20 protein-coding genes are annotated in these 24,196 nt (G+C 65.5%); 8 read left to right on the plus strand and 12 right to left on the minus strand.

Annotated features, from left to right (window positions below):
* Positions 1 to 55: 55 nt before the first annotated feature.
* On the minus strand, positions 56 to 1,411 hold the full coding sequence (locus ACM61V_RS13840; protein ID WP_249341487.1) for an HD-GYP domain-containing protein: 1,356 nt from the start codon (positions 1,409 to 1,411) through the stop codon (positions 56 to 58).
* 118 nt (positions 1,412 to 1,529) lie between these two features.
* Between ACM61V_RS13840 and ACM61V_RS13845 the strand changes: the two genes are divergently transcribed.
* From ACM61V_RS13845 to ACM61V_RS13855, 3 genes are all read left to right on the plus strand, one after another.
* Complete coding sequence (locus ACM61V_RS13845) at positions 1,530 to 1,685, plus strand: DUF2256 domain-containing protein (protein ID WP_137786476.1); 156 nt, start codon at positions 1,530 to 1,532, stop codon at positions 1,683 to 1,685.
* A gap of 68 nt (positions 1,686 to 1,753) precedes the next feature.
* The gene (locus ACM61V_RS13850) at positions 1,754 to 3,883 is read left to right on the plus strand and encodes a penicillin acylase family protein (protein WP_419714079.1); all 2,130 of its coding nucleotides are present in this window, start codon (positions 1,754 to 1,756) and stop codon (positions 3,881 to 3,883) included.
* A gap of 75 nt (positions 3,884 to 3,958) precedes the next feature.
* Entirely contained in the window at positions 3,959 to 5,404 is a 1,446-nt protein-coding gene (locus tag ACM61V_RS13855; protein ID WP_137786260.1) for a deoxyribodipyrimidine photo-lyase, read from the plus strand.
* Between the two features lie 87 nt (positions 5,405 to 5,491).
* Here ACM61V_RS13855 and ACM61V_RS13860 read toward each other — a convergent pair whose 3' ends face one another.
* From ACM61V_RS13860 to ACM61V_RS13870, 3 genes are all read right to left on the minus strand, one after another.
* Positions 5,492 to 6,742, minus strand: a complete 1,251-nt coding sequence (locus ACM61V_RS13860; RefSeq protein ID WP_212742176.1) for an arsenic transporter — start codon at positions 6,740 to 6,742, stop codon at positions 5,492 to 5,494.
* Positions 6,743 to 6,848: 106 nt separating this feature from the next.
* On the minus strand, positions 6,849 to 7,040 hold the full coding sequence (locus tag ACM61V_RS13865) for a hypothetical protein (RefSeq protein ID WP_137786261.1): 192 nt from the start codon (positions 7,038 to 7,040) through the stop codon (positions 6,849 to 6,851).
* 127 nt (positions 7,041 to 7,167) lie between these two features.
* A complete protein-coding gene (locus ACM61V_RS13870) occupies positions 7,168 to 7,797 on the minus strand; it encodes a hypothetical protein (protein ID WP_171007537.1) in 630 nt (209 codons plus the stop codon).
* A gap of 114 nt (positions 7,798 to 7,911) precedes the next feature.
* On the opposite strand from ACM61V_RS13870, the gene ACM61V_RS13875 reads away from it, so the two are divergent.
* Both ACM61V_RS13875 and ACM61V_RS13880 read left to right on the plus strand, forming a co-directional pair.
* Positions 7,912 to 8,574, plus strand: coding sequence for a response regulator transcription factor (locus ACM61V_RS13875; protein ID WP_137786263.1), 663 nt, complete (start codon positions 7,912 to 7,914; stop codon positions 8,572 to 8,574).
* 37 nt (positions 8,575 to 8,611) lie between these two features.
* Positions 8,612 to 9,922: a sensor histidine kinase gene (locus ACM61V_RS13880; RefSeq protein ID WP_137786264.1), complete on the plus strand. Its 1,311-nt coding sequence runs from the start codon at positions 8,612 to 8,614 to the stop codon at positions 9,920 to 9,922.
* 246 nt (positions 9,923 to 10,168) lie between these two features.
* On the opposite strand, the gene ACM61V_RS13885 is transcribed toward ACM61V_RS13880, so the two are convergent.
* The 3 genes from ACM61V_RS13885 to ACM61V_RS13895 all read right to left on the minus strand — a co-directional run bounded on the left by ACM61V_RS13885 (position 10,169) and on the right by ACM61V_RS13895 (position 12,962).
* Positions 10,169 to 10,639 carry a dihydrofolate reductase gene (locus ACM61V_RS13885; RefSeq protein WP_249341488.1) on the minus strand — a complete coding sequence of 157 codons (471 nt, stop codon included), beginning with the start codon at positions 10,637 to 10,639 and terminating at the stop codon, positions 10,169 to 10,171.
* A 16-nt stretch (positions 10,640 to 10,655) separates the two neighbouring features.
* Positions 10,656 to 10,778, minus strand: coding sequence for a hypothetical protein (locus tag ACM61V_RS13890; RefSeq protein ID WP_283214531.1), 123 nt, complete (start codon positions 10,776 to 10,778; stop codon positions 10,656 to 10,658).
* 111 nt (positions 10,779 to 10,889) lie between these two features.
* On the minus strand, positions 10,890 to 12,962 hold the full coding sequence (locus tag ACM61V_RS13895) for a malate synthase G (protein WP_137786479.1): 2,073 nt from the start codon (positions 12,960 to 12,962) through the stop codon (positions 10,890 to 10,892).
* Between the two features lie 97 nt (positions 12,963 to 13,059).
* Here ACM61V_RS13895 and ACM61V_RS13900 point away from each other — a divergent pair, with 97 nt between their 5' ends.
* On the plus strand, positions 13,060 to 13,944 hold the full coding sequence (locus tag ACM61V_RS13900) for a LysR family transcriptional regulator (RefSeq protein WP_137786266.1): 885 nt from the start codon (positions 13,060 to 13,062) through the stop codon (positions 13,942 to 13,944).
* Here ACM61V_RS13900 and thyA read toward each other — a convergent pair.
* Positions 13,941 to 14,870, minus strand: a complete 930-nt coding sequence (gene thyA, locus ACM61V_RS13905) for a thymidylate synthase (protein WP_137786267.1) — start codon at positions 14,868 to 14,870, stop codon at positions 13,941 to 13,943. The genes ACM61V_RS13900 and thyA overlap by 4 nt on opposite strands.
* Before the next feature lie 103 nt (positions 14,871 to 14,973).
* Here thyA and ACM61V_RS13910 point away from each other — a divergent pair, with 103 nt between their 5' ends.
* Complete coding sequence (locus tag ACM61V_RS13910; protein WP_249341489.1) at positions 14,974 to 15,351, plus strand: JAB domain-containing protein; 378 nt, start codon at positions 14,974 to 14,976, stop codon at positions 15,349 to 15,351.
* On the opposite strand, the gene ACM61V_RS13915 is transcribed toward ACM61V_RS13910, so the two are convergent.
* The 4 genes from ACM61V_RS13915 to ACM61V_RS13930 form a co-directional block, all read right to left on the minus strand.
* Positions 15,274 to 16,062, minus strand: a complete 789-nt coding sequence (locus tag ACM61V_RS13915) for a class I SAM-dependent methyltransferase (protein WP_137786481.1) — start codon at positions 16,060 to 16,062, stop codon at positions 15,274 to 15,276. The two genes, ACM61V_RS13910 and ACM61V_RS13915, sit on opposite strands and share 78 nt — an antisense overlap.
* A 2-nt stretch (positions 16,063 to 16,064) precedes the next feature.
* Positions 16,065 to 17,192 (minus strand): peptide chain release factor 2, encoded by a 1,128-nt coding sequence (gene prfB / locus ACM61V_RS13920; protein ID WP_137786268.1) that lies wholly within the window; start codon positions 17,190 to 17,192, stop codon positions 16,065 to 16,067.
* A 138-nt stretch (positions 17,193 to 17,330) separates the two neighbouring features.
* Positions 17,331 to 19,847, minus strand: a complete 2,517-nt coding sequence (locus tag ACM61V_RS13925) for a transglycosylase domain-containing protein (protein WP_137786269.1) — start codon at positions 19,845 to 19,847, stop codon at positions 17,331 to 17,333.
* 61 nt (positions 19,848 to 19,908) lie between these two features.
* Entirely contained in the window at positions 19,909 to 21,150 is a 1,242-nt protein-coding gene (locus ACM61V_RS13930; protein ID WP_137786270.1) for an N-acetylmuramoyl-L-alanine amidase, read from the minus strand.
* A gap of 467 nt (positions 21,151 to 21,617) precedes the next feature.
* Here ACM61V_RS13930 and ACM61V_RS13935 point away from each other — a divergent pair, with 467 nt between their 5' ends.
* Entirely contained in the window at positions 21,618 to 24,164 is a 2,547-nt protein-coding gene (locus tag ACM61V_RS13935; RefSeq protein WP_137786482.1) for an Rne/Rng family ribonuclease, read from the plus strand.
* Positions 24,165 to 24,196: the final 32 nt, after the last annotated feature.

A 24,196-nucleotide genomic window follows, 5' to 3' on the forward strand; every position in this document is an offset into this window, starting at 1 on the left:
CACGCGCGACGATCGGCGCTGGCGTACGCGCTGCGAAACTTCGCCGGACGCAGCATCACCAGAGCCGACGGCTTGCACCGAACGAGCGGCTGGGACCGGTCGCGCTGGCGAGCCGCGGGATGATCGGCGCCTCCGCCTCCCGCACGCGCGCTGCAACAGCCGGCCATTCATCGCCGAACCAGTGTTCGCCGTTCTCGCCCTGCACGATCGGGTCACCGCCCCGGCCGGTCGCCACATCCGCGATCGTCACCGTGCAGCCGCGTTCGACATCGTAGAACGCGCGGACGAGGGGCGTGGTGGGATTGTCGGGGTCTTCGCGCGTCACGATCGCCAGCTGGTTCGAACGCAGCCGCACCAGCCCACCGATCGGGAAAATGCCGAGACTCGTGATGAACGCGCGGAGCAGTCGCGGATCGAAATGCCCTTCCCACGCGATCATTCGCGCCAGCGCATCACTGGGCGACCACGGCATCTTGTACGGTCGGACAGAGGTTACCGCGTCATAGACGTCGCAGATCGCCCCCATCCGCGCAAAAATGCTCAGTTGGTCTCCGGAGAAGCCATAGGGATAGCCGCGCCCATCGATCCGCTCATGATGATGCAGGCACACATCCAGCGCGACGGCACCAACGTTTTCGCTGCGACACAATAGCGCATGGCCGATTTCGGGATGCGACTGGACGGCGCGGCGCTCATCGTCGCTCAGCGCGCCGGGCTTTTCCAGCAGCGCCTCGGAGATACCGGTCTTCCCGATATCATGGAGCATGCCCGCCAGCCCCGCCTGCCGGATTTCCTCGGTCGTCATCCCGATCTGCCGCGCAAGGTTCATCATCAGCGCGCAGACCGCCACCGAATGCAGATAAGTGTATTCGTTCTTGCTCTTAAGCCTCGTCACGCTGATGATCGCCGTACTGTCCCGCGCGACCGATGCCGCGATCTCATCGACCAGCGGCTCCAGCGCGGCAACCTCGACCGCCCGGCCGAGGCGGGCATGCATGAACATGTCGATCACCGCCGCCTTGCTGCGCTGCACCGTCTGGCGCGCGCGATCGAGTTCGGTGATCTTGCCGGGGGTCCGCGGCCGCTTCCGACGTTCGAGCGCCGGCTCGCGATGCCCGGCCTGAACGATTTCCGCCTGATGCGCAGCCGACGGCGCGTCCGTGCTTTCGACAAAAGCCGTTGGCCCGACGCCGCGGCTGTCGTCAATCGTCAGTGTTTCGATACCGCTCAAAGCGATCCGTTCGATCGTCGCCTGATCATTTATCAGAAGGCTTTTCCGCCAGAACGGCACGCTGAACCATGAACAGTTGAAGCTCGCGACAAACATTCCCACACGGAGTTGCGATAGTGAGATCTCGTGAAGCATCAGATATTGGCGCTCGGCACTGCGGATACGCCGCCGTAGCTTCATCAGGTTAACGTATTGCAATCGGACGTTGGCGCTCCGCGAACGCGAGACGTTCGAGGCCCGTTTCGGACGTGCTCGCCACGATGCTGGCACGATCGTGCACCTGAAACGTTTGGCCGGCATGCCACACAAGAAGCTGACCCTGCCAACCAAGGTGTGCCTTTGTTGCGGACGACCGTTCGCCTGGCGCAAGAAATGGGCACGCGACTGGGACAGTGTGAAATTCTGCTCGGACCGGTGCCGGGCGAAGCGAGCCGCGAGATCACCCTCGACGTGATCGCCCCCGCCTGACATGTAAACACATATACGACGGGCGGCGACCCGATCGAACGGTGGGAGCTGGATTTGCCGAGAAAGGTGGCGCTGGGCGCGCTGGTGGTCATTGTTCTGTCGGCGATCGGCCTAGCCGTGTGGGAGCCGCTGATCGCCGCGCCCGCCGAAGCGCCGCCGAAACGCGCCTATAACGTGACGATCGCCCGCGACCGCTGGGGCGTGCCGCATCTGTTCGGCAACACCGACGCCGATGTTGCATACGGCATCGCGTTTGCGCACGCCGAGGACGATTTCGCGACACTGCAGGAAGTGTTGGCAGTGACCCGTGGGCGCGCCGGTGCCATGCTGGGCGCGGAGGGCGCGAAGCTCGACTATGCGCTCGCGTTCGTGAATGCCCGTGCCACCGTCGATCGCGACTATATGAAGCAGCCGGCAGACGTCCGCGCGCTGCTTGACGGCTATGCATCAGGGCTGAACCTTTATGCCGCGCGGCATCCCGCCGAAGTGCGATTGTCGCGACTGTTTCCGGTCAACGGACGAGACATCGCTACAGGGTTCGTCCTGCGTTCGCCGTTCTTTTTTGGCCTGGATGCGACCCTGGGCGCGCTCATCGAGGGCAAGCCGCTGCCGGCCGAACAGGCGCCAGCAGAAGCGACGGCGATCGGCGCGGCACCGAGCGGATCGGGCGAGAGGCCCAACGGCTCGAACGCGTTCGTTGTCGGGCCGGCCAAGTCGAGTGACGGCGCGACGCGGATGGTGTCAAACTCGCATCAACCCTGGGCCGGGCAGGCAACGTGGTATGAACTGTCCGTTCAGTCGAAACAGGGCTGGCATTTTTCCGGCGCGACATTCCCCGGTGCCCCCTATCCCCTGCTCGGCCACAACGAAACGCTCGGATGGACCAACACGGTCAATCGGCCCGATCTGATCGACGTCTACAAACTGGTGCTGAACGACGCCGGGGATGCGTATCGTTACGACGGGCAGTGGCGCCCGCTGGAAAAGCGTACGATCTGGCTCGGCGTGAAGCTGTGGGGGCCGTTTGTCCTGCCGGTGCCGAAAACGGTGTATCGCGCGGTCCAGGGCCCGGTGATCGAAAACCGGTCCGGCGCCTATGCGGTGCGCTATGCCGGCGCCGACCAACTGAAGATGGTGGAGGAATATTACCGTCTGTCGCGCGCGCGCACCTTTGCGGAATGGCAGCGCGCACTGGCGATGCAGGGCGTCCCCGCCACCAATTTCCTGTTTGCCGATGCTGTCGGCAATATTGCCTATTTTTACAATGCCAGCTTCCCGAACAGAAAGCCGGGCTTCGACTATCGGAAGGTTTTGCCAGGCGACACGTCGCGCGCTTTCACGCCCGGAACAGTCGCGTGGAACATGGTGCCGCGCAACGTGAACCCCGCATCCGGCTTTCTGGTCAACGCCAACAGCACGCCCTTCCTGTCGGCCGGGCGCGGCAGCGAGTTGAATCCCGCCGATTACTCACCGCTGCTCGGGATCGAGACCGACACCACCAACCGCGACAACCGCGCGCTGGACCTGATGACCGCGCAGCCGACGATCAGCGACGACGATCTCCATCGCATCAAGTTCGATACCGGCGTCGCGCGCCACGGCTGGACGGGGAAGTGGTTCGGCGACCTGCTGGCGGTGGATCCGAAAGGTGACCGGACCCTCGTGTCTGCGCTGGAGATCCTGCGCCAGTGGGATTGGAATGCGGACGGCAAAGGGCCGGCAGACTCACTTGCGGTGATGCTGATGCGCGTGGGCCAGCGCTGGCACTACCAGCGGCAACCCGAGCCCGACCCACGAAGCGAGCTGCTGGCCGCGGCGACCTATCTTCAGCAGCATTTCGGGCGGATCGACGTTCCGCTCGGCACGGTGCTGCGATTGCGCCACGGCACGGTCGACCTGCCGCTCGACGGCGGGCCGGAGATCCTGCGTGCGGCATCGACCTGGGACATCGCGCCGGACGGCCGGCTGGCGGTCAACCATGGCGACAGTTTCGTTATGTTCGTCAGCTGGTTGAACGGCCGCGTCGCATCGCAGTCGATCCAGCCTTATGGTGCCGCCACCACCCGACCCGCCTCGCCGCACTATGCCGATCAGGCCCGGTTGTTCGTTCAGCACCGATTGAAACCTGTCTGGTTCTATCCGAGCGAGCTCAAAGGCAATATCGAGCGGGTGTACCGCCCGTGACGAAAAGTCGGCAACTGTCGCCAGACGGGTTCGTGCCGGCTTCGATGCACCGCTCCACAACTTTTGAGCAGACGAATGTCTAACTTTGATGACTGGGTGGAGTCACCGCGCGTGCGGCCGCTCAACGCCGCCGAGCCGCGACAAGCCGGCCGCTACGTTCTTTGCTGGCTTCAGCAGGCTCTGCGGGCTTGCGACAATCCGGTGATCGACGCGGCGCTGACACTCGGCAACATGCTGGGATTGCCGGTGCTCGTGTATCACGGGGTACGTGAGGACTATCCCTACGCTTCCGATCGTCTGCACCATTTCATCCTGGCCGCCAGTCGCGATCTGGGAATTGGATGTCGCGAGCGCGGTATCGCCTGTGTTCAACATGTCGATCGGGCCGATCGTCGCGAGAAAGGGCTCGTTTACCGGCTCGCCGCAGAGGCGGCAGCGGTCATGGTCGAGGATCAGCCGGCATTCGTCGCGCGGTGGCAGGCGGCGCGGGTCGCTTCCGGCGTGCCGGTTCCGTGCTACGCGATCAACGCGGCCTGCGTCGTGCCGCCCGCGGTGCTTGACAAGGGAATCGGCGGTCGTGCCGCGTTCTTGCGGCAACACGAGCCTGCGCGCGCCGCTTGGCTGGACTGGAGCGAGCAGACGCCGGCTGTCGGCCCATACGCCGGCCCTTTGCCGTTCCTCCCCGACCGGCTAGACGAGATCGACCTCCAAGCGGTAATCGCGCGGCTCGCGATCGATCACAGCCTGCCCGCCAGTACCGCATTCGCGGCCGGCCGGGCCGCCGCCGAACAGCGGCTGAAGCGCCTGGTAGAAGAAGTGCTGCCGGTCTACGCCGCGGTTCGCAACGATGCGACACGGCCGGAGGGCGCCAGCGGCCTGTCACCCGATTTGCACTTCGGCGTGCTCGGGCCGCGCGAGATCATGGCGGCGGTGATGAGTGCGAAGGCGGGGTCGCAGCACAAGCGCAAATTCGCCGACGAACTGCTTGGGTGGCGGGAATGGTTTCGTTATCAGGCAAGCCAGCTGGACGCACCCGAACGCTATGATCGGGTCGCAGGCTGGGCTAGGGCATCACTTGCCGCGCATGCCAGCGATCCGCGCCCCGCGGCGGAAACGCTGGCCGCGATGCTGCGTGGCGAGACGCGCGACGAAACCTGGAACGCCTGCCAGCGCCAGTTCCTCGCACTTGGCTGGATGCACAACAATCTGAGAATGTATTGGGCCAAGCGCATCATCGCCATGACGCCCGATCCCGAAACCGCCTGGTCGACCGCGTGCTACCTGAACGATCGACTTAGCCTCGATGGGCGTGATCCATCGACATATGGTAACATCGCCGCGATGTTCGACGGCGCGCCTGGAAGCGAGGAGCGCGCAATCTACGGCCGGGTTGCGACGCGCGGCGATGGCTCGACCCGCTCACGGAATGGCGGCGCCGCTTGGCTGGCCGAGGCAGCCGGCCGCCCGGTTCCGAACGTCTCAATTCCCGGCGGGGATTACCGGCGTCCCTATCTCGGCTAAGATTGCGGGTGGCCACCGGTGTCATAGTGCATATCGCTTCCGCAGAGCTGCCGGCACATCGCCATCGCGGACCCGACGATCGAGATACTAGGCGTTGAGCAGCCTGGCAGCGATCGCAGCCAGCAAGGCAACCGGCATGGCCACTGCACCAACGCGGAAGAAGCGCCAAAAGCCGACATCCTCGCCCTCCCGCCTTATCGCCTGGAGCCATAGGATGGTCGCGAGCGATCCGGTCACTGACAGATTCGGTCCGAGATCTACACCGATCAGCAGCGCGTCGGTCACGATACGGGTTGGCGCCGCCTCCGCCACCGCCAGGCTGGCGACCAATCCGGCGGGCAAGTTGTTCATCAGGTTGGACGCGACCGCCAGCGTCGCGCCAGCCGCCGCTGCGCCGGGAACCGGATCAAGCGCCACGGCGCGCATCGCCGCTGCGACCATCGCGATGACCCCCGTGCCATCCAACGCCTCGACCAGCACGAACATACCGGCGACCAGCAACAGCACGCCCCAGGAAACGCGGCGCGCGAGAGCCACCGGCGATCGACCCGCAAGCAATGACACGATCAGCGCCGTCGCGATCCCGGCGATCGCAGTCGGCAGCCCCAACTGCAGGTCGAGCGATGACATCACCACCAGCAGCAGCGCCGTGAGCAAGATCCCGGCCAACGCGAGTTTGCCCCCGCCCGCAAGCACGGGCCGCTCGACATCACGCGCGCATTCGCCCACGATCAGCTTACGTTCCATCAGCCGCAGAATGACGAAAGTCGCGACGATAGATGCCAGCGACGGCAAGGCGAATGATCCAAGCCACTGCCCGAGCGGCGGCATGTGCCCACCATAAAGGACAAGGTTGGCAGGGTTGGATATCGGCAGGACGAAGCTGGCCGCGTTTGCGACGAGCGCGCAGGCGAGCAGCAGCGGCAATGGTTCGGCCCGTGCCCTTCGTGCGACCGCGAACACCGCCGGGGTCAGGACCACCGCGGTGGCATCGTTGGACAATAAGGTGGTGACGAGAACGCCAGTCGTATAGACCAGAAGGAACAGCCGGGCACCCGACCCGTTCGCGAGATTGACCGCGATCGCCGCGACCCAGTCGAACACGCCGTGCTCGCGCGCGGTCTCGCTCAGCAGCATCATGCCGATCAGGAACAGATAGACGTCGCGCCCCTTGCAGATGGCAGCGATCGCGGACGCCGGGGGCAGCAGCCCGAACGCCACGATCAAAGCCGCGCCGGCGATCGCCCACACCCACTCGGGCCAGCGCATCGGGCGGATGATAACGCCGGCGGTCGACAGTCCGGCGATCGCCCAGGTGACGCCCGTTGCGATCGTCACCAAGCGCGACCGTTCTTGTTCGTAACGGCACTATCGCCCGCGCTCGCTACCAATTTTGACGAGCCGACCGTGCGGACGTCAGGACCGAGGCGCGATGGTCGTCGCATCACTTGTTTCCGGCACGGCGGCCATCGCCGCCCGGGTCCTGCGCCCCGGCGCAGGCCGGGCGCAATGGGCCGATCCCGGCCTGCATGTCGGCCATGGAGAAGTTGAGCGATTGCAGCGCGCTTCTGGCGCGGCGCGTGTCGCTGCTGTCGCTCGCCGCCACAGTCGAGATCGGCTTGGCGATCGTGGTCATGCAGATCCTTGCCTGTTGTTATGGCGGAACCCAGCGCAGACCGGAAATATCCGGCGTGGTTGCGGTTTTCGTGCCCCCCTGGCGCAACAAAAACGGAAGGCGGGCAGGTGCCCGCCTTCCAATCCGGTCAGCGGCGCGGCGCCGCCGGAGACGCGCCGGGCTGCGTCGGCGGCGGGGGCGGTGTCACGCCTGGTTGAGGCGCGCCGGCGGCGATACCGTTGGCGTCCAGTGCGGGCGGCGGCGCGCCAGCCCCGGGAGGTGGCGACACACCGCCCGGCGGGGGCGCAGGTGGGCCGTCGCGGCCAGGCGGGGGCGGCGGCGCCCCGTCGTGGCCCGGACGATGGCGCGCTCCCCCCGGCGGTGGCGGCGGACCGACCTCCTCGACACTGCCGAACCTGTCGACCAGGAAGCGCGCCTTCAACTGACCGTCATCATAACGGCCCTGGACCAGCACAGAGTTGCCCGTCGCCAGCCCCGCGTGGTCGCCGCGCCCCGCATCGACCATCACGCGCCCCGTCGGATCCTGCACGATGAAGCGGTCGCCATAGACTTCCGCCACGCGGCCGCGCACGCTTACGATGCTCCGCGCCGAGCCGAGCTTCGCAATCGGGGTCTGCACGGTGGGCGCCATCTCGACGGTTGGTCGCGTCATCGACATTGCACCCGCCCCGCCGGCGGCGCCAAGGACAAGCAGAGCGGCGGCGCCCAGACCAAGCCGTTGCTTGGCCGACAAACGCAGTTTTCCAATGTTGGTCACGATCGCATTTCCTTTCGCGGTTGATCGATGACCGATGTCTAGACGGCACTTCCACCATCCCCGCTGAACCATGCCGTTCAGTTCGAGTTTAAGCTGGCGGCATAGGGATCGGGCATGCGCATATTGTTGGTAGAGGACGACAGGGATCTGGGGCCACGCGTCGCACGAGCACTGCGTGACGAGAATTTTGCGGTCGACCTCGTTGCCGACGGGATCGACGCCGCGCATCTGGGCGACACCGAATTGTATGACGCCGCGGTGCTTGATCTTGGACTTCCCGGGCTCGACGGCGTGTCGGTGCTCAAGGCATGGCGCAAGACCGGCAAGACCCTGCCTGTGCTGATACTAACCGCGCGCGATGGCTGGTCTGACAAGGTGGCGGGCTTCAAGGCCGGTGCCGACGATTATCTGGTCAAGCCGTTTCGCGTCGAAGAGCTCGTCATGCGCCTGAGGGCCATCGTGCGCCGCGCCGCAGGACATGCAAATGCGCGGATCGATTGCGGCCCGCTATCGTTCGACAGCCAGACAGGGCAATTCGAACTCGACGGCCTTCCACTGAAGCTCACCGCATTCGAATGGCGCGTGCTGTCTCAGCTGATGCTACGCCGCGGTGCCGTCGTCGAGCGGCTGGAGCTTCTTGAGCGCGTTTACGAAGGCGACGCAGACGTGGATTCCAATAGCCTGGAAGTGATCGTCGGCCGGCTGCGCAAGAAGGTCGGCGCCGAGATCATCGAGACGGTGCGAGGTCGAGGTTACAGCCTCACCTGCCCGGCCTGACGCGATGCGCACATTCCCCCGGTCGTTACAGGGTCGCATGCTGTTGCTCTCCGGCGTCGCCACGCTGGTCGCACTGCTGTTGGCGGGCTGGGCGATCGCTGGAGTTCTCGAACGGCTCGTCATCGAAGGCCTGGACCGGCGCCTGGATGCCGAACTGTCACTGTTGGCAAGCAGTGTGGATGACAATGGGGCCATCGATCGCGACCGACTTCGGCGACGGATTGCCGCCTTCGAGCGGGGGCCGGGCTGGCGCTGGCAGATCGTCGGGCCAGCTGGCACAATCGGCTCGACCGACTTCCCGACACTGGATCCGGGGCCCCCAAGGCCGCCGCGCATGCCGGAAGGCAAGCGACCCGACGAAGACGGCGCGCGGATCGGCGCGCTGGAAGGCCACGAGGCGGACGGCTCGCATATTCACGCGCGCCGTTTGACGATCCACAGCGATAACGGCGACGTGGAATTGACCGCTGCGGCTCCGCGGGAAATCCTGGCCCGTCCGATCCGCGCCGCGTTGCTGCCGTTACTAGCGGCCCTGGCCATGCTCGCGGCGCTTCTCGCAGCGGCGACGATCGTGCAGCTTCGCGTGGGATTGCGGCCGATAAGACGGATGCGGGATCAGGTCGCGGCGTTGCGCGATGGCAGGCAGGCGACGATCGATGAAAACCAGCCGTCAGAGCTTCGCCCGCTTGCCGCCGAGCTGAACGCGCTGGCGCGCGACAACGAAGCCGCGCTTGGCGCCGCCCGCCAGTCCGCCGCGAATCTCGCCCACGCACTGAAGACGCCCGTTGCGGCGCTGGCGCTCGACGTTCGTGACGAGCCAGCGCGAGCGGCGCAGGTCGCGCGGATCGATGCCACCATCCGCCACCATCTTGGTCGTGCCCGCGCGGCAGCGGCCAATAATCGCGCGACCACGCTTGTCGCGCCGGCGGTTGACGGCGTTGTCACGGCGGTCCGCCGGATTCACGCGGAGCGGGCGATCTCCATTGATGTCGAATTAGCACCCCATCTGGCGGTCGCGGTCGATCCGCACGACTTCGATGAGATGATCGGCAACCTCATCGACAATGCGTGCCGCTACGCACGGTCGCGCGTGCGGATAACCGGCAGAATCGATCCCGCGGATCACCGCCAGATCGGGATCACCGTTGCCGATGATGGCCCAGGTGTCCCGGCCGACCTTCGCGCCCGCGTGCAGAAGCCGGGGCTCAGGCTGGACGAGACAGGCGACGGGCATGGTTTCGGGCTGTCGATCGTTGCGGAACTGACGAGCCTCTATGGTGGATCGCTCGCGCTCGACGAAGCAATCGGGGGCGGGCTCGCCGCGCATCTCGCCTTACCCCACGCCTAAGCGAAAAACCCGCAGTGGATGAATCGAACGTCTGGCAATGCGCCCCGATTTCACAAATGAATGCGCTGCACTGGCGCTTGCGGCGTAGCCTGAAGGGCAACGCGGCGGGATCTCGGCGGCGACGCAGCGCGCTCCGCAATCCATGTCGCCACTGATCACAACGGTCAGCGCGAAGAATATGATCGCTTGGGTGGATTGACGACCAGAATCGATCGGCGGCTCAACACGACTTAGCCGCGCGGCGCGTTATCGCGCCAGCGTGACAAAGCTGTACGCTGGCCGCTCGCCCTCCGCAGGGTGATCCTCGCGTGCGATTTCTCGCCAGCCCGCGAATGGCGGCACGATCGTTTCACCATCCGCCGCCAGATGCACTTCGGTCAGCTCGACGCGCTCGGCGAGCGGCAGGAAGAGAGCGAATATCTCCGCGCCACCGATAACCGCGGCATCCTCGCCCGCCAATGCCAGCGCTCCGGCAACATCCCGTGCGATCTCAGCGCCATCGGCTGACCAACTGGCATCGCGAGTCAGCACGATATGGCGACGGCCGGGAAGCAGCGCGGGAAAGCTATCAAACGTCTTTCGGCCCATTATCATCGGACGGCCCATCGTCTGGGATTTGAAGCGCTTGAGGTCCGCCGGCAACCGCCAAGGGAGGCCCCCGTCCCGCCCGATCACGCCATTGTCCGCGCGAGCCAGATGGAGAGAAACCTGCGTCACGCCCCGAATTCCGCGCTCAGCGCGTTGCGGCGCCTGCCGGTCGTCCCGCCGGCAGCGCCTGGGCTGGCGGCGGGGCACTCTGCTGGAGTAGCCAGGCTGCAGCCGTGGCGGTGATGATCGTGACCAGATATTCCCGCATCGTACCGTCTCCGTGACCATTGATTACGCTTGTAGTCAATGCGGCTGAATGGCTGGTGAACGGCGGCGATCATGATTGAGGGTAGGCGAGAAGCGCATCTGACGGAAGAGACTAGCCCCGCGCTTTCGCCTCTGCGCGAAATTTATGAAGCAGTGGCTCAGTGTAGCCGCTCGGTTGCTCTACGCCCTCAAACACCAGCGCCCTGGCCGCGCGATAGGCGAGATTGCTATCCCCCTGCCCGTCCATCGGGCGATAGGCTGCGTCACCGGCGTTCTGCGCATCGACCGTTGCCGCCATCCGTGCAAACGCCTCGTCCACCGCCTCCTTCGTGGCAACGCCGTGCAGCAGCCAGTTGGCGATATGCTGCGACGAGATACGCAACGTCGCGCGATCCTCCATCAGCCCGACGTCATGGATATCCGGCACCTTGGAACAGCCGATGCCCTGATCGATCCAGCGCACGACATAGCCCAGAATGCCCTGCGCATTGTTATCGAGTTCCTCGCGTACTTCCTCCGGGCGCCAATTGCGGCCGTTTGCGACAGGCACCGTCAGCAATTTCTCCAGCGGCGCCACCGGCTCGGCAGAGCGCTCATGCTGCCGAGCGAAAACGTCGACGCGGTGGTAGTGAGTCGCGTGCAGCGTCGCGGCGGTCGGCGACGGCACCCACGCTGTATTCGCCCCTGAAAGCGGGTGACCGATCTTCTGCTCCAGCATGTCCGCCATCCTGTCGGGCGCGGCCCACATGCCTTTGCCTATCTGCGCCCGGCCAGATAGCCCGCAGGCCAGGCCGATCTGGACATTGCGATCCTCGTAGGCGGCGATCCACGGTGCCGCCTTCATCTCCCCCTTGCGGATCATCGGGCCGGCCCGCATCGCGGTGTGCATCTCGTCGCCGGTGCGATCGAGAAAGCCGGTGTTGATGAACATGATCCGGTCCCGCACCGCATGGATGCACGCGGCGAGATTGGCAGAGGTGCGGCGCTCCTCATCCATCACCCCGACCTTGATCGTATTTCGGGTCAGGCCCAGCAGATCCTCTACCCGATCAAACAGCCGATTTGCGAAAGCACATTCGACCGGCCCGTGCATCTTGGGCTTTACGATGTAGATCGAACCGGCGCGACTGTTGGCAAGATCGCCTTCCCGCCGGAGATCGTGAAGCGCGATGAGGCTGGTGACGATCGCATCGAGAATACCCTCCGGCGCGTCGCCACCATCCGCGAGCCGCACCGCCGGCGTGGTCATCAGATGGCCGACGTTGCGGACAAGCAGCAGGCTGCGCCCCGGCAGCGTGACCGTCGCGCCATCGACGCCGGCATAGTGCCGGTCGGCGTTGAGCCGGCGCGTCATGGGGCGGCCGTTCTTCTCGAACGTGTCTTCCAGATCCCCGCGCATCAGCCCGAGCCAATTGGCATAAGCGGCAACCTTGTCCTCGGCATCGACAGCCGCGACCGAATCCTCAAGATCGCAGATTGCGGTCAGCGCTGATTCGAGCACGACATCGGCGACCCCTGCCGGATCGCTGCGACCAATCGGATGATCCCGATCGAACGTCACCTCGATATGGAGGCCGTTATGGCGATAGAGGCGCGCCGTCTCGCTTTGCCCCACCAACTGCGCCGGATCGCGCAACACCGGCTCAGCAGAAAGGTCCGCCCATGAGCCGCTCGCGAGCGGGACCGCATCGTCGAGAAATGCCTTGGCCCAGGCGATTACCTGCGCCCCGCGCGCGGCATCATAGCCGCCCGGCGCAGCCGCACCGGGGATCGCATCCGTGCCGTACAGTGCATCGTAAAGGCTGCCCCAGCGCGCATTCGCCGCGTTGAGCAGAAAGCGCGCGTTGAGAATCGGCACGACGAGCTGCGGCCCTGCGAGCCGGGCGATCTCCTCATCCACGTTGGCGGTGCCAACGGCGAACTGCGCGGGCTCATCGACTAGATAGCCTATGTCGCGCAGGAACGCCTCGTCCACCGGCTCGCGCGCGATGTAGCGCGCGTCAATCGCCTGTTGCAGCCGCTCACGCTCGATCAGCAACGCGCGATTGTCTGGCGCGAGATCAGCGAAGATCGCCGCTGCCCCGGCCCAGAAATCGGCCGCGGCGAGCCCGGTGCCGGGCAAGGCGCGCTCATCGATGAAACGCGCCAGTTCCTCCGCGACCTGCAGACCCGCCTTATCGATCATCGCCATCCCGAACTCCTTCACACACAGAATAGACCGGGCGAAACCTGTTCGATAGGCTATAAGAAGTTGAAACAGTTATTCTCCATAAGAACGAATAATGCTTGATCCCGATTACGAGCTTTTCGCCGAAATAGTGGATGCCGGCAGCCTCTCTGCCGCGGGCCGCGCGCTCGCTATCACTCCCGCGATGGCATCCAAGCGGCTGGCGCGCCTGGAGCATCGGCTCGGCGTCCGACTTGTGCACCGCACGACCCGGCGCCTCGCCCTTACGGAGGCTGGCGCGCGTTTCCATGCCGATCTCATCACGATCCTCGCGGAAGTGCGGGCCGCCGAAGCCCGGGTCACCGGCGTCAGCGTCGGGCCTAGCGGACCGGTGCGCGTATCCGCGCCCACCTCTTTCGGCCGGCTGCATATCGCGCCGTATATCCACCGTTTCCTGGACCGCCATCCGGGTGTGGCGCTGGAATTCAATCTGTCTGACGTGTTCGACGATCTGCTTGCAGAGCGCATCGACCTCGCCGTCCGCATAGCGCCTGAGATCGCGCCCGGGCTGATCGCGCATCGGATTGGGACCAGCCGTCGTATTCTGTGCGCCGCGCCATCCTATCTCGCAACCCATGGCGCACCGACCACGATCGCGATGCTCGCCGATCACCAATTGCTCGCTGCAAAGGGCCAGATGCCGTGGCGCCTGGTAAATGGCGCACGGCGCGCGACGATCGACCGGCCCAGCGTGGTGACCACGAACTCCAGCGAGATCGTCCGCGAGCTGGCGATCAGCGGCGTCGGCGTGGCACTGCGCTCGTTATGGGATGTGGGAGAAGCGCTTGATCGCGGCGAATTGGCGCGCATTCTGCCAGACTGGGAGGGATCGGCAGACGTGGGCATCTATGCGGTGCATCCGAGCGCGCCAACGATATTGCCGGCGGTAACCGCGTTCGTCGCCTTCCTGCGCGAAACGCTGGCGGGCGCTGCTTTCTAGACGGCGACCGGGGCAGCGATATGCGGATGCGGATCGTAATCCGCCACCGCGAAATCCTCGATCCGATAGTCAAAGATCGATTCCGGCCGCCGCGCGATATGCAGGCGCGGATGGCTGCGCGGCGCGCGCGCCAGCGTTTCCTCCACCAGATGCGCGTGATTGAGATAGATATGCGCGTCGCCGGCGCTCCACACCAGTTCGCCGGGTTCCAGATCGCATTGCTGCGCCAGCATCCGCAGCAGCATCGCCGCGGAGAACGCGTTGAAGGCGAAGCCAAGCCCGAGATCGCACGAACGCTGCCACAACATCCCGGACAGCCGCCCCCCCGCGACGTGATATTGGTACGTCATATGGCATGGCGGCAGCGCCATTCCGCCGAGTTCCGCGACGTTCCAGCCAGTGAACAGCAAGCGGCGCGATGCGGGGTTTCTCCGGATCGCCTCTACCAGCTCGGCAATCTGGTTGACCGGCGCGGCGCGCCGAAACAGCCCCTCCCCGGCCGGCTCATACGTGTCCCAATTTACCCATTGCTTGCCATAGACCGGCCCCAGATCGCCCCATTGCGCCGCGAACGCATCGTCCGCCAGCACGCGTGCCTCGAAAGTGTCGCGATCGATCTCCTCGCCGGTTTCGCGGCGATAGCGATCGAGCGGCCAATCGGTCCAGATGTGAACCTTCTGACGCACCAGTTCGCGAATATTCGTATCGCCCGTGAGAAACCACAGCATCTCACGCGCCGCCGTTTTCCACGCGACACGCTTGGTGGTCAGCAGCGGCACCTGATCGTCCGAAAGATCGAACCTGAGCGTCGGACCGAACAGCGATCGGGTGCCAACGCCAGTGCGGTCGCGCCGCTCGTCACCATTTTCCCACACATCTCGCAGCAGCCGCAGATACTGGTTCTCGAAATGCCGCTCGTCGATCATGCAAGCAGCAGTGGCAGGCGCACGAACCAACGGCAAGAGGCGGAGAATTGTCTCGGTAATTGAGCCATTTCGGATCAAAGACGATACTCGGAAGCCGCGACGGGTGCACCTTCGCGCGATGATCGATCCGCATTTGATGCGCCTGTTCGCGCCGATCGCCTGCACCGCAACCGAGATCGCGATCTTCGCCTATCTCGATTCGCGTGGCCGAGTTTTGGGGGTTCGCCATGTCCACTCGTCCACGGTCGCCGAGGTGGATGTGCCGATTCGCGCGATTGCCGGGGATGCGCTTGCGTTCGGGGCCGATCAGGTGGTGATGGCGCACAATCACCCGTCCGGCGATCCCGAGCCCAGCCGCGACGACCTGGCCGTGACCCGGCGGATCGCCACCGCGCTCAACGCCTTAGGAATCCGGCTCGTCGATCATCTTGTGCTGGCCGGGGATCGCGCCATCAGCCTTCGCGCCCGCGGGCTGCTGTAGCGATTTCTGGCGGCAGGGCCTGATCGCGGTGGGATCGGGTCTCCCGCCCGTCGCCCGGAAGGTCGCCAGATAACCGCCGGCAGACGGCATGTCCTCTATCTTCACGAGCTGATAGCCGACCGCCGCGAACTCGCAGCGCAACAGATCGGGCGGCGTTCCATGATCCGCGGTCGGGCGGTCGGCATCGACCACGACCACAAGTCCTCCGGAACGTAGCGACGGCCGCATCCGCCAGAGGAACTCGTAAGGCTGCTCGATCTCATGGTACATATGCACCATGAACACGCGGTCGAAGCTCGCCTCCGGCAGCTTCGGATCGGCGGGCGCGCCAAGCCGCACGCTGACATTGTCGAGCCGCTCACGTGCGGCGCGCTCTGCAAGCGCATCGCGTACCGCCGGCATGATATCCTCCGCCAGCACCCGCCCGTCCTTGCCGACGCGCTGGGCGAGGCGGACGGTGTAATAGCCCTCGCCGGCGCCGATATCCGCCACCGTCATCCCCGGCGCGATCTGCGCGCGGTTCATGACTGCGACGGCTTCGTTCAGCCGGTCGCGCGCCTCCTCGGTCGACCAGCGGGCGGAGACGATGTGCGCGACCGGCCGGTCGGCGGCGGGAAAAGGGCCGGGCTCACGCTCGTCGTGCCGGATCAGCGGCTGAGACCCATCGCAGCCGGCCAGCAGAAGCACCAAAGCGGCGGAAGCGAGCGCCAGCCTCAATCGACGTCCTCCACCTCCACCGTCTCGCCCGTCACGCGCTGCGACAGGGCGGCAGCCATGAAATCGTCGAGATCGCCGTCGAGCACATCGCCCGGCGAGGTGGATGTCGTGCCGGTGCGCAGATCCTTCACGAGCTGATAGGGCTGAAGCACATACGAACGGATCTGATGCCCCCAGCCGATATCGGTCTTGGTGGCGTTGACGGCGTTCGCCTCTTCCTCCCGCTTGCGCAACTCGTGCTCGTACAGCCGCGCGCGGAGCTGGTTATAGGCCTCGGCGCGATTCTTGTGCTGGCTGCGCTGGTTCTGGCACGACACGACGATGCCGGTGGGCAAATGCGTGATGCGCACCGCCGAGTCGGTGGTGTTGATGTGCTGCCCGCCCGCGCCCGACGCGCGATACGTATCGATGCGCAGTTCGCTGTCGTTGATCTCGATATCGATCGAATCGTCGATAACGGGATAGACCCATACCGAAGAGAAGCTGGTATGCCGCCGCGCCGAGCTGTCATAGGGCGAGATACGCACCAGCCGGTGCACGCCGCTCTCGACCTTCGCGTAGCCGTAGGCGTTCTCGCCCTTCACCAGCAGCGTGGCGGATTTGATGCCCGCCTGTTCACCCGAGTGATAGTCGACCAGTTCCACCTTGTAGCCGCGACGTTCCGCCCAGCGCGTGTACATGCGCTGGAGCATCTCGGCCCAGTCCTGGCTCTCGGTGCCGCCGGCGCCGGCGTTGATCTCGATATAGCTGTCGTTGGCGTCGGCCTCTCCGGCGAGCAGCGCCTTGACCTTGTCCTGCTGCGCGCGCTCGGCGAGCTGGGCGAGCGCCTCGGTGCCGTCGCGCGCCATTTCCTCGTCGCCTTCGGCCTCCGCCATCTCGATCAGTTCGCTGGTATCGGCCAGCTCGCGCTCGATCGTCTTGGTCGCGCCGATCGCCTCGTCAAGCCGACGGCGCTCGCGCATCACTTCCTGCGCCTGCTTGGGATTTCCCCAGAGCGCCGGATCCTCCACACGCGCGTTCAGCTCGTCGAGCCGGCGGAGCGCGCGATCCCAGTCGAGGAATCGGCGCAGCAGCGCCAGCGCCTCTTTGATCGTATCGACATGGGCCTGCGCCTCGGCGCGCATCTCAATTCTCCAAAAGTCACGTCATCCCGGCAAGACGATCGCTGCTTTCTCTGGACCATGCCGGGGTGACGAAAGTGTGGCGGCGGACTTAAGCGCCGGGCCGGAAAACGGCAATGGCCCTGATCGTTGCAGACAGCGTCAGTAAATCCCGCCCTGGCGTTGCAGGAACTCACTGTCGTTCGGCTGATTGCGCGGGCCGGCCGCGGCTGATGCGGCGGCGGATGGCTCCGCTTCCGGGCGACGCGGCGCGCGGCGCGCCTCGCTCTGCGGCTTGAACGCCTCCCAGATCACGCTCGCCTTGGGATCTCCCATCGATGGCCATGCGCCGAATACCGGGCGGCCGGAGCCACGATCGATCCGCACCATGCGAATGCCCTCGGGGGCGCGGAACGGCAGCTTCTCCAGCCCGTCATACGCCTTTGCGGCGAATTCCTTGAAGATCGGCGCGGCCATCGTGCCGCCCTGCGCATAGCCGCCCAGGCTCGTCGGGGTGTCGTAACCCATATAGAGCCCGCCCACCATTTGCGGCGTGCCGCCGATGAACCACACGTCGGTCGGCCCTGAATTGGTGCCCGTCTTGCCGAACATCGGGCGATTGAGATCACGCAGCACAGTTGCGGTGCCACGCTGGATCACGCCCTCCGTGATATGCACCATCTGATAAGCGGTCATCGCATCGATCACCTGCCGGCCGCGTATGCCGGGGCGCGGCATCGGCTTCCCATCCCAGTCGGGCATGTTGCAACGATCGCACGCGCGCCAGTTTTCCGGCCAGATCACCTTGCCGTGACGATCCTGCACGAAATCAACCAATGTGGGCGCATGCCAGCGGCCCTGATTGGCGAGCACGCCATAGGCATTGACCATCCGCATCACCGTCGTCTCGCCCGCACCCAGCGCATAGGAGAGGTACGGCTGGTAATCGCCGATGTTCATCGTCTTCATCAGGCCGACGACGTTGGTCATCCCGGTCTGCGCGGCCGCGCGGACCGTCATCAGGTTGCGCGACTGCTCGATGCCCCAGCGCATCGTATGCGGCCCTGCACCGCGGCTGTTGCCGAAATTGCGGAAGCACTTCTGGCCAAGGCGGGCGCCCTGATAAACGCAGAACGGGCCGTCAACGATGATCGACGCCGGGGTCATGCCATGTTCCAGCGCGGCCGAATAGACGATCGGCTTGATCGTGGAGCCAGGCTGACGCAGCGCCTGCGTGGCGCGATTGAAGGACTGGATCGAGCTGTCGAAGCCGCCCTGCATCGCAAGGATGCGCCCGGTTGCCGGCTCCTGCACGACGAACCCGCCCGATACCTTTGGCACGGCGCGCAACGCGAAGCGGCTTCCCTCCGAGGCGACCGCGAGGATATCGCCCGGCTTGATCGCCGCAAAGGCGGTGCCGCCCTTTCCGCGCACTGGCATCTGCGCAAGGTCGCGCGGCAATTCTCCGGTCTGGCCGTTGGCGAAGCCGATCCGCCATGCGTCGCCGTCACGCGCGATCGCGATCGCGGCGCGCCAATCGTTGTAATTCACCGCGACATTGGAGGTGATAAGCGCGCCGAGCCAGCCATCCCCTTCGAAACTGACATGCCGCAACGGCCCGGCCCAGCCACGCCCGCGATCGTAGCGCAGCAGCCCGTCACGCAGCGCTTGTGCGGCGTAGCTCTGCACTTTCGGATCGAGCGAGGTGCGCACCCAAAGTCCGCCGGAATAGACGCTGTACGGCCCATCGCGCGCCGTCTCGCCATATTTGCCGATGAGCTGGCGGCGCACTTCCTCGACGAAATATCCGCCGACGCTCTCGAACTTCGGCATGCGGTGCGAGATCGCGCCGATCGGCTGCGCCCTTGCCTCATCGCGCTGCGCGGCGGTGATAAAGCCCGCTTTCGCCATTTCGCCGAGCGCCCAGTTACGCCGTTCGAGCGCGCGATCGGTATCGCGGAACGGATCGTAGTTCGACGGGCCCTTGGGCAGGATCGCGAGATACGCCATCTGCGGCAGCGTCAGCTCGTTCAGTTCCTTATCGAAATAGGCGTGGCTCGCCGCCTCGACGCCATAAGCGTTACGGCCGAGGAATATCTGGTTCAGATAGAGTTCGAGGATCTGCTGCTTGCTGAGCGCATTCTCGATCTTCCAGGCGAGGATCGCTTCCTTCGCCTTGCGGGTGGGCGAATAGGCGTTCCCGATCAGCAGGTTCTTGGCGACCTGCTGCGTGATCGTGGAGCCGCCGCGCGCGCGCCGCCCGGTGCCAAGCTTGGAAACGTAATCGACCACCGCACCGGCAACCCCGGTGTAATCAACGCCGTGATGTTCGAAGAAGGTCTTGTCCTCCGCCGCCAGAAAAGCCTTCACCAGCAACGGCGGATATTCCGCGAACGACAGCTCGACCCGCCGCTCGCGGGCATAGGAATAGATTGGCGCGCCATCGATCCCGCGCACGTTGGTCGGCAGCGGCGGCTCATAGGTGCGAAGCTGATCGACCGACGGAAGATCGCGCGCGAAGATGAGCCAGAACGCGCCGACCGCGATTACGAAACCCGCGGCAAGCATCGCGACAATCTTCACCCAGCGCTTCGCCCAGGCCGTCGCAAGCGTCCGCCGCACACGGCCTGTCTCACGATGCAATCTGATGGTTGCGGGTTCGGGGGGAGAGGACGCCATACGCGGGCGCCGGTTTAGCAGGATTGCCGGGCGGGGGAAGCCCGCGCCTCCCTGCCCGTTGCTATTTCGTCGCCAGCCGCCGCGCGAAATGGATTTCCACCGCGCGCTTCACGCTCTCCGCGATCCGCTCCCGGCCCGCGCGGCTATCCAGGAAGCCGGCATCCTGCGGATTGGAAATATAGCCCGTCTCAAACAGGATCGAGGGCATGTCCGGCGCCTTCAGCACCATCAGCGAGGCCATTCGGTGAAAGTTCGGTTTCGTCGGCATCAGCGGCGCCGCTTCACGCCCCAGCAGCCGCGCGAAGCCGGCGGAGGCGTTCATCGTCTCGCGCTGGGTGAGATCGATGAGGATCGAGGAGACATCCGGGTTCTGATCGAGATCGACGCCAGCGATAATATCAGCCTTGTTCTCGCGCGCAGCGAGCCGCGCGGCCTCCTTGTCAGAAGCGACCTCCGACAGCGTGTACGCGGTTGCGCCCGATGCGTCGCCAGCGCCAACGCTATCGCAGTGGATCGAAATGAACAGATCGGCCCGCAGCCGCCGCGCTATCCCGAAACGTTCGCGCAGCACCAGATAGCGATCGTCATCCCGGGTAAGCGCGACGCGGACCCTGCCTGATGCGACCAGCGCGTCGCGGATCGCGCGGGCGATCTTCAACGTGACATCCTTCTCACGCAGCCCCGTGCCGGCATTGATCGCGCCTGGATCGACTCCGCCGTGCCCCGCATCGATCACTACCAGCGGGCGATCCTCATCCCCGGTCACACGCGGCAGCGGCGAGCGCCTGGCCGGCGGCACCGGCACCGAAATCTTATATTTCGGCCGGCTGCCGCCAAAGTGAAACGGAAGGAAGCTCAGCGGGCGCGCGCTGCTGGCATCCGCGAACCGGCGCGAACTGGCGCGTTCCAGCGTGAGCGCAAGCGTGCGGCCATCATCACGAAACTCTCCACCGGCCACGATCATCGGCCGATCAAGATCGAAGACGATCCGCGCGCCGTCAGCGCCACGCCATCCCTGCCGGATCGCGCTGACCGCCCCGTCACCAGCCAGCGAGCGGCCGGGGCGCGCGCCATCGATATCGATCGCAATACGGCGCGGCGCATCGAGCACGAAGCTGGACGCCGGGCCGACGGGATCGTCGAAATGGATGAGTATCCGCGCGCCATCCACGTCGACGCGCTGAACGGTTGCAGCCCCGGCGGGCGCCGCAACAAGAGCAATCGCAAACGCGAGCACCAGCGCCACGCGCGCCATGGCGCGACGCAACCGCTTTTCGAGCGCTCTGCTCCACCGCCCCGCCATTCGCTCCGCCCTAGCCACCCCTTGCCGAAGCCCGGTGAGGGGCAATTCGCTATCGAGGTTTGCGTAAATAGAGTTAACAGTTGCTTGACACTCTCGCGAGTATTTTGCGGCGGGACGTGCTGGTTGATGCGTGACAAGTCCGGTGCTAGGCACCATCTCGACCGGAGAGGCGCGTAAATATCCGCGCGTTAACTTCCGGCCCACCGCTCGCCCGTCGTTCACGGGGCCGGGCATACAGGTTGACGTTTGCATGCCGCATCTTTCCCCACCGCTGAACCGCCCGGCAGAAGCCGGCGGCGCGGGCTTGGGCTTGTTCCGGGGCGACGCGCCCCGGCGTGCGGCGCGAACGAAGGCGATTTCACCAACAATTCGCACGGCCAGGCGCGTCGCCCGGCCGGCACCAGATTATCGCACGGCAGCGCCGCCAACCGGCGACCGTGCGTGGAGACCATTAAATGACAATGCGCATGCTGATCGACGCACGCCACCGGGAGGAAACCCGCGTGGCTGTCGTCAAGGGAAACCGGATCGAGGAATTTGACTTCGAAAGTGCCGAGCGCAAGCAGCTCAAGGGCAATATCTATCTCGCCAAGGTAACCCGCGTCGAACCGTCGCTCCAGGCGGCGTTCATCGATTACGGCGGGAACCGGCACGGCTTCCTCGCCTTTTCGGAGATCCATCCGGATTATTACCAGATCCCCAAGGAGGATCGCGAGGCGCTGCTGCGCGAGGAGGCTGAGCACGCCGCCGAGGAGGCGGCGCTGCGCGCCGAGCAGGAGGCGGCCGAGGAAGACGAAGAGCCCTCAGACGACGATCTGGAGCGTTTCGACGATGACGGAGGGATGGATCCCGAAGTTGCAGAGGAAATGGAAGGCGAGACGCGCCCACGCCGCTCGACTGTAAACGACGATCAGGTCGAGGCGCTGCGTCAGCGCCGCATGAACCTGCGCCGCCGCTACAAGATACAGGACGTGATTCACCGCCGTCAGGTGTTGCTGGTTCAGGTCGTGAAGGAAGAGCGCGGCAACAAGGGCGCGGCGCTGACCACCTACCTCAGCCTCGCCGGGCGTTACTGCGTGCTGATGCCCAACACCTCGCACGGCGGCGGCATCTCGCGGAAAATCTCGAATGCGAGTGATCGCAAGCGCCTCAAATCGATCATGGCGGAGCTGAAGCTGCCGGCGTCGATGGGCTGCATCGTCCGCACCGCCGGGCTGCAGCGCACCAAGGTCGAGATCAAGCGAGACTTCGATTATCTTGCGCGATTGTGGGACGGTATTCGCGAACAGACCCTGTCTTCCACGGCGCCGGCGCTGGTCTATGGTGACAGCGATCTGCTGAAGCGTGCGATCCGCGACATCTACAACAAGGATATCGACGAGGTAATCGTCGAGGGCGAGGACGGCTATCGTCAGGCAAAGGAGTTCATGAAGCTCCTGATGCCGAGCCACGCCAAGAAGGTGAAGCATTACAGCGATCCCTTGCCGCTCTATCAGCGCGCCGGCGTCGAGGATCAGCTCGCCGCGATGTATCATCCGGTGGTGCAGCTCAAGTCGGGCGGCTATCTGGTCATCAACCCGACCGAGGCGCTGGTCTCGATCGACATCAATTCCGGCCGCTCGACGCGCGAACACAATATCGAGCAGACCGCGACAGCGACCAACCTTGAGGCGGCGCACGAGATCGCACGCCAGCTCCGCCTGCGCGACATGGCCGGCCTCGTCGTCATCGACTTCATCGACATGGATAACAATTCCAATGTCCGCAAGGTCGAGAAAGCCATGAAGGAGGCGCTGAAGAACGATCGTGCCCGCATCCAGGTGGGCCGCATCTCTTCCTTCGGCCTTATGGAGATGAGCCGTCAACGGCTGCGCACCGGCGTGCTCGAGGCATCGACACGCACCTGCCCGCATTGCGAAGGCACCGGGCTGGTCCGCACGGCATCCTCGGCCGGCCTGTCCGCGCTGCGGCTGATCGAGGACGAGGCCGCGCGCGGCCGCGGTTCGCTGCTCACGCTTCGCGCCAGCGTGGAAGCGGCGGTTTACGTGCTCAATCGCAAGCGCGCCGATATCGCCGAAATCGAGGACCGCTATGGCGTGCGCGTCGAAATCCTGCCCGATGGCGAGCAGGAAGGCGCGCGCATGTCAGTCGAGGCATCCGGCCCGCCGCCGGCCTATGCGCCCAAGTTTGCCGCACCGGTCGAGGAAATCGAGGACGACTATCCCGAGGATATCGAGGACGAGATCGCCGAGGAGGAGGAAGAGGCCGACGGCGAGGAGCGCCGCGCCGATCGCCCGCGCGAGGAAGGCGAACGCGACAGCAACGGCCGTCGTCGTCGCCGTCGCCGCGGCCGTCGCGGCCGGGCACGTCCTGAGGACGGGGCTACCGAAGGATCGTCAGACGAGGAAGCCGAGGGCGACGGCGACACCGTGTCGGAAGACACCGATCAGCCCGAAGCCGCCGAGGCATCCGCTGACGGCGAACGCGAGGGCGGACGTCGCCGGAGCCGTCGTGGCCGTCGCGGCCGCGGTCGCAGCCGCGACGAGGCGGGCGTAGCGCAGGATACCGCGACCGAGGACGCGCCTGTCGTAGTCGCTGCCGAGCCGGCGGCACCCGACGCAACCGCCGAACCCGAAGCGGCTCCGAAGACGCGCCGCCGCCCGCGCGCGCGCGCTGCCAAGACCGAAACCGTTGTCGAGGCGCCCGCGATCGAAACGCCGGCTTCTGCGGACGTGAACGAAGCGCCCGCACCAAAGCCCAAGCGCACGCGTCGGAAAAAGGCGGACGTGGAGGCGGAAACACCCGTTCCGTCCGCGCCGCCAACTGTCTCCGAACCGACCGAGGCGCCGGTCAAGCCAAAGCGGACGCGCCGCAAGAAGGCTGACGAGGCACCTGCAGAGACGGTGCAGGAGGCCCCCGCTGAGGAAGCCGTGGCCGAGCCAGGCGATGATAGCGCAGGCGATGTATCCGGCAGCCCACGCCGTGGCTGGTGGCAGCGGACGTTCGGCGCCTGAACGATGCGCGGCCGGGTTTCAGCGGGGGTTCA

Source organism: Sphingomonas sp. TX0543, assembly GCF_048565505.1.
Lineage (GTDB): Bacteria > Pseudomonadota > Alphaproteobacteria > Sphingomonadales > Sphingomonadaceae > Sphingomonas.

Excerpts from the sequence above, each read along its gene's own strand:
- ACM61V_RS13875 (WP_137786263.1), top strand. The coding sequence starts at position 7,912 with ATGCGCATATTGTTGGTAGAGGACGACAGGGATCTGGGGCCACGCGTC.
- ACM61V_RS13890 (WP_283214531.1), bottom strand. The coding sequence starts at position 10,778 with ATGCGGGAATATCTGGTCACGATCATCACCGCCACGGCTGCAGCCTGG.
- ACM61V_RS13935 (WP_137786482.1), top strand. The coding sequence starts at position 21,618 with ATGCTGATCGACGCACGCCACCGGGAGGAAACCCGCGTGGCTGTCGTC.
- ACM61V_RS13855 (WP_137786260.1), top strand. The coding sequence starts at position 3,959 with ATGTCTAACTTTGATGACTGGGTGGAGTCACCGCGCGTGCGGCCGCTC.
- ACM61V_RS13880 (WP_137786264.1), top strand. The coding sequence starts at position 8,612 with ATGCTGTTGCTCTCCGGCGTCGCCACGCTGGTCGCACTGCTGTTGGCG.
- ACM61V_RS13865 (WP_137786261.1), bottom strand. The coding sequence starts at position 7,040 with ATGACCACGATCGCCAAGCCGATCTCGACTGTGGCGGCGAGCGACAGC.
- ACM61V_RS13930 (WP_137786270.1), bottom strand. The coding sequence starts at position 21,150 with ATGGCGGGGCGGTGGAGCAGAGCGCTCGAAAAGCGGTTGCGTCGCGCC.
- ACM61V_RS13895 (WP_137786479.1), bottom strand. The coding sequence starts at position 12,962 with ATGATCGATAAGGCGGGTCTGCAGGTCGCGGAGGAACTGGCGCGTTTC.
- ACM61V_RS13925 (WP_137786269.1), bottom strand. The coding sequence starts at position 19,847 with ATGGCGTCCTCTCCCCCCGAACCCGCAACCATCAGATTGCATCGTGAG.
- ACM61V_RS13840 (WP_249341487.1), bottom strand. The coding sequence starts at position 1,411 with ATGAAGCTACGGCGGCGTATCCGCAGTGCCGAGCGCCAATATCTGATG.
- thyA (WP_137786267.1), bottom strand. The coding sequence starts at position 14,870 with ATGATCGACGAGCGGCATTTCGAGAACCAGTATCTGCGGCTGCTGCGA.
- prfB (WP_137786268.1), bottom strand. The coding sequence starts at position 17,192 with ATGCGCGCCGAGGCGCAGGCCCATGTCGATACGATCAAAGAGGCGCTG.
- ACM61V_RS13900 (WP_137786266.1), top strand. The coding sequence starts at position 13,060 with ATGCTTGATCCCGATTACGAGCTTTTCGCCGAAATAGTGGATGCCGGC.
- ACM61V_RS13845 (WP_137786476.1), top strand. The coding sequence starts at position 1,530 with ATGCCACACAAGAAGCTGACCCTGCCAACCAAGGTGTGCCTTTGTTGC.